Raw genomic sequence first — 4,683 nt, 5'->3', positions numbered from 1 at the left:
CCTTAAAGTGCGTATCCCGGATATTTATACTGCCGTCTTCTTTAAACTCTCCCAGATAGGTGCCACCACCGCCATAGCTGTAGTGCGCTGCGCTGCTGCCTCCATAGTGTGTAAAGTCCGGCGCCCGTTGTTCGCCCTGCTCCGTTCTTCGAAATTCTCCCGCCTCATCAAACTCCAGCTGCCGGCGCTTCTCCAGCAACTGTGAGCAGTATGTAGTGGCAACGGCATGAACGGAACGCCCATTTCTTATTCTGGATAGGTTATTCCTACTTTACATACATCACATGTGAACCCTTCGTCCGCGGCATTATGAGGTGTCTTTGGAGAACTCCAATAACGCAGACTTGGCTGTTTTTCCTCAATCTCCTTTTTTAATTCAGATGTTAACCCCGACTGCATATGGACTACTTGTTTAATATTTGTCCACCCCTCTGAGATCTCTATAACATCTACGCCATATTTTTTCGATATATCAACAACTATTTGAATATGCTCACACAATAAATTCATGTTACTTACCTAAACCTATTTCGCCGACTAACTTTAAATATTTTTGGTAATTTTGAATGAAGTACTGCTCACCATTACCGCCCCCCAAGTTTGGATTAGCTTTTGCTGTCCCAAACGGCACACGGATAGATTGTTGAACTTCGTAAATACCAATTTTCGGTCTATAACCAAACTCTTTATGAGGAAGAACTTGTAAGCTATTAAAAAGGGCTTCTCGACTTATTCCTGCTGCATCTAAAGTACTATGGGTTGTGTAATACGCAGACTGTCCAGGTAAGCCACCTAATACGGTTGAACCAGCGGAAAGATCTGTCATTGACCACTCATCAGGTAGATATCCCCAAGTTAATTGATCCGTTCTGGCAGAACCAACTGCATATGAATCAAGCTGACTATTTAACAATCTTGTTGATGGTGTGTTATGCAAAGTTTCAAAAATAGCATCAGATAATCCGTTTCCAATGCTATCAATGCCACGATAAGCTAAACTTCCCCCGTACACTCCTGACTGGTATGCAAACTTACCTGAAGCGCCACCAAGTAAAACTTCACCACCCATGACAAACATGTCACTAAGTTGTCTATCCCAAGACTTATCTAACCATCCGTCAACAGCGCTAGGTATCACCACATCATAATTATCATAAAGATAACTGATTCCATTGAACGCATCCTGCCGGACACTTGAATCAAAGGCTAACCCAGCTAATGACAGCCCCCCTTCAATTACACCAAGACCCAGTCTGGTTGGAGTTTCAAGGAAAGCTACTGCTGCGGTGCCGAATCCGCCGCCACTGGAAATCGCAAGATCTTCGTATGAATTAAATACTCCTTTACGCCACTGACTAAAGCTGTCCAACTGCTGGCCCATAAAGCCACGAGTTTGCACGCCGTCAGGTTGACCAAAAATTGGATTCAGGTTCATTGCAATGTCAGAACCAAAAGAATGACTATAATTCGTATCGGAACTTGACTCCATGCTTCTGATATAGTCCTGCACACCATAGTCACGAACCCAAGCTGCATTCTGCTCTCTTTCTACCCGCAGATTATCGGCACTGTGACTGATTGATGTTGGTTGGCCGTGTTCATCTACACCAGCGACATAACCTTTCTGTCCATCGGTGGTGATTTCATCACCTACCTGATAACCATTAGGCTTGCTTAAACCACTGACTAGTGAGTTCCCTAACGCATTGCCAAAGGCATCGGGTAAAACTAAGCCCCGGTGAAGGGGCTACGCAAACTAGATGCTTTTCAAATTAACTCATTCTTTTATAAAACAATTTGAGTTATCTGAGTCTTCGATGTGACACAACATTATGCCACCGTTTTTCTTATATATCTCAAAGGTGAATGAGTTGTCAGGTTCCTCCAACTCACCTGCATCAAAACTGTATTTTGAATAAAAACCTTTCATCCCAAGAAACCAAACATCATCCACTTTCAACGGTGAGCTAAAACTACCCGAATCTTTCACCATACGACCATCCAAACCTTTAAACTCGTGTTCAAACAACATACTATCCCACAACTCAAGCGTTTCAGAATCGTACTTCTCACTTATGTAACGTCCAGCTAACATATTCATCTCAACATTTTCAGGAGCCTGCTTAATGCATGATGTAGCACTCACTAAAAATATAATGAGCAACAAAACCCTATTTATATTTATTTTCACTTTCGCTCCACTCATATTTCCAGTTAATTGTTTGTAATGGACCCGGCGTTGCATATGAATCTGGCACTCCATACATTAAAGATCTCCAACTAGTATCATTGTGCCCAGAAATACCTATCTTAGTACCTGTTTTATACTCAACCTTATCAATTGTCCAGCTGCCTATGTAGTGTTGTTCCCAATCGACTTTAGGAAAAGTCGCATCCATCATTGCATTCCAACCAAGGCTATCAAAAGGATCTTTGATTGGCCTCCACCAATATCCTCTTACGTTAGTTGTTGGATCTTGGACACCTAATACGCCTGAACTGTTGAAATCCGAAATAAACTTTAGATTCTCAGGTTTATTTGTATGCAGCGTGATTGCTGTATTTACAGCATTGGTATTTCGCAATGACTCCACAACTGGTGAACCATCAGAGAACGTTGGGTTACTTGGGTGAACACCAGTAGCCCACATATCAAACATGGTCCCAGCTCGTTTTTCAGGGGACATTTGGTTTAACTGAGATACATCAACCTGCGATAACCAGCGCATGTACCTAGGGTCTTTATTTGCACCTAACGTCAGCACAGTGGACATATCTTGTCTAAATTCCATATCACCATGCCCAGCCAATCCTTTCCATAACGGAGCGCTATCTAAATTAGATACGTCACCTGTCCGAGATAATAGATTCCAACTCGCCTCAGTGACATTCTTTGCTTTATTGAACCAGCCTGACCGCATGTCTTCATAAATAGTTCGATTAATAGCATCTAGTTGGTTGGACACTTGTCTCTGTTGTCGTTGTTGCGCAACGACACCGGGTCGTACCGAGTTTTCAAAACCACGATTCATTCCATCAGTGAAAGCAGTATTGGCTCCATGCCGGATACCCATCACCTGTGCCGCATAGCTCATGCCTAGATCCCGTGCAGCACTGTTGCCAAGGAAGTCAGACACATCACTCTGTGATGCACCATAACCAATGAAAGCGCGTTCTGAGCCGTTGGATAACCAGAACCCTTCGTTGTCATCATGTGCAAAACTGCCTGTGCCTGTCCGCACATGGCCTGCGGCTTCTACAGTTCCACCTGATTCTCTGGCATAGGTTTGTAGTTCAATGGCTTTGGCTTCTTGTGGTGTTGCACCATTGAGCACTGCCTGCTTGCCTGCCTCCCTGGCTGTTTTAGCGGCCTGCTCCGGTGTCGCTGGCATCATGGAAGCAACAATCGAATTCCCTATCGCATTGCCAAAGGCATCGAGCACGACAAAGCCCCTACCTTAATTTAGGGGCATTAATCATGCTCAGAACTACCCTGACTTAGTTTTTATCTACCTTCGATAGCGAGGGTAAAGTTGAGTCCCAATTCCAAGTGTCAGGATCTGCTTGTGGATCGGATTCTGGCATCAGCAGGTAACCAGCAGACGTACCTAAAACTTGCATATAGTAGACATACTCTCCGGAAGATAACTTTAATGTTGTGTCTGTAAGTTCCCAAGTTCCGGTACGATTCGACACTTTATTTTTGGAAGAATTGTAGTGGAAGGATGCATCCGACTTTAAACATAACTCCGGTAATTCATCACCATAACAACCCACTATATGCTCTGGTTTTGTTAATAGGGGAGCCTCATCGATAACATAGTATCGTGGATCACGCTCACCACACGAGGACACTACTAAAGCAAGTAAAACCCCTACAGTAAAATCAATTGAACGTTTATTTATCATTTTTGAATACCCAATCCGGATAATTTCGTGTCGAAATAAATGTCTGTGTTATTGTGCCGTATGGCGTTTTCAAACCGTAATTATTTTCCACCCTTGAAAAAGAGGCTTCGACAGCCTTTCCTGTAGCTATGTTACGAGTATATGACTCTATTGATGTTTTATTGATAATCTCAATAGTAGCTGAGCGATCGCCGTTGTCATAAATGTTAATTGTATGGGAGCCTACAAAATGTCTTGTAGGATCTATATCAAGCTTTCCTGCGATGTACGAAGGAATCGACGTAGCAAATTTATTATCATTTGAAAAGGTCGCATCAAAAATGGCGTCTAAACCCTTCGGTGTATTAAAACTCCATGAACCAATACCACCAGTATATTCCGCATACTCACTGGCCTTTAACTTGCTATGATTTTTCTCCAAATATTTTTGCCAGTTTAATTCAAGAGCATCAGTTGACATCATGCTTTTAGTTAATGGCGAGTTTTCATAATACACAGCTTCAGCAGGGCCATCACCAGTTCTAAAATTATGGAGAAGGTTGGACACTTCTTCTAGTTCTGGTGAATTAGATAGTGTCGCAAATGCAGACAAATACAAGTCTCCATAGATAGCAAGTGCTTTATGCTGAGTTGGAACTCCGGCATTCACTGTCGCAATGTCAATTCGCGCTTTATGATAATCTGAAAGCTCCAACAGCGGCTCTGCAGCCCGGTATGCTGGATTTTCCATCCTGAAGTCCACTGAGTTTTCGTCCCAGCGCTCCTGGATTTGCC

7 protein-coding genes are annotated in these 4,683 nt (G+C 43.0%); 1 reads left to right on the top strand and 6 read right to left on the bottom strand.

From position 1 onward, the window contains the following. On the top strand, positions 1-205 hold a 205-nt coding region (locus LSG34_RS20525; RefSeq protein WP_233011201.1), incomplete at its 5' end, for a hypothetical protein. A 41-nt stretch (positions 206-246) separates the two neighbouring features. On the opposite strand, the gene LSG34_RS20520 is transcribed toward LSG34_RS20525, so the two are convergent. The 6 genes from LSG34_RS20520 to LSG34_RS20495 form a co-directional block, all read right to left on the bottom strand. Beyond that, the gene (locus LSG34_RS20520; RefSeq protein WP_233011200.1) at positions 247-510 is read right to left on the bottom strand and encodes a hypothetical protein; all 264 of its coding nucleotides are present in this window, start codon (positions 508-510) and stop codon (positions 247-249) included. A gap of 1 nt (position 511) precedes the next feature. Further along, positions 512-1,489 carry a hypothetical protein gene (locus LSG34_RS20515; RefSeq protein ID WP_233011199.1) on the bottom strand — a complete coding sequence of 326 codons (978 nt, stop codon included), beginning with the start codon at positions 1,487-1,489 and terminating at the stop codon, positions 512-514. Between the two features lie 288 nt (positions 1,490-1,777). Continuing rightward, entirely contained in the window at positions 1,778-2,191 is a 414-nt protein-coding gene (locus LSG34_RS20510; RefSeq protein ID WP_233011198.1) for a hypothetical protein, read from the bottom strand. Then, positions 2,172-3,443 (bottom strand): hypothetical protein, encoded by a 1,272-nt coding sequence (locus tag LSG34_RS20505; protein WP_233011197.1) that lies wholly within the window; start codon positions 3,441-3,443, stop codon positions 2,172-2,174. The genes LSG34_RS20510 and LSG34_RS20505 overlap by 20 nt, the downstream gene beginning before the upstream one ends. A gap of 55 nt (positions 3,444-3,498) precedes the next feature. Continuing rightward, on the bottom strand, positions 3,499-3,909 hold the full coding sequence (locus LSG34_RS20500) for a hypothetical protein (protein ID WP_233011196.1): 411 nt from the start codon (positions 3,907-3,909) through the stop codon (positions 3,499-3,501). Beyond that, positions 3,899-4,683: hypothetical protein (locus LSG34_RS20495; protein ID WP_233011195.1), on the bottom strand; the 785-nt coding region annotated here is incomplete at its 5' end. The genes LSG34_RS20495 and LSG34_RS20500, both read right to left, overlap by 11 nt.

Source organism: Rheinheimera faecalis (assembly GCF_021290965.1).
Taxonomy (GTDB): Bacteria; Pseudomonadota; Gammaproteobacteria; order Enterobacterales; family Alteromonadaceae; genus Pararheinheimera; species Pararheinheimera faecalis.
The sequence above is the reverse complement of the archived record's forward strand: the minus strand, read 5'-3'. Positions and strand labels throughout refer to the sequence as shown.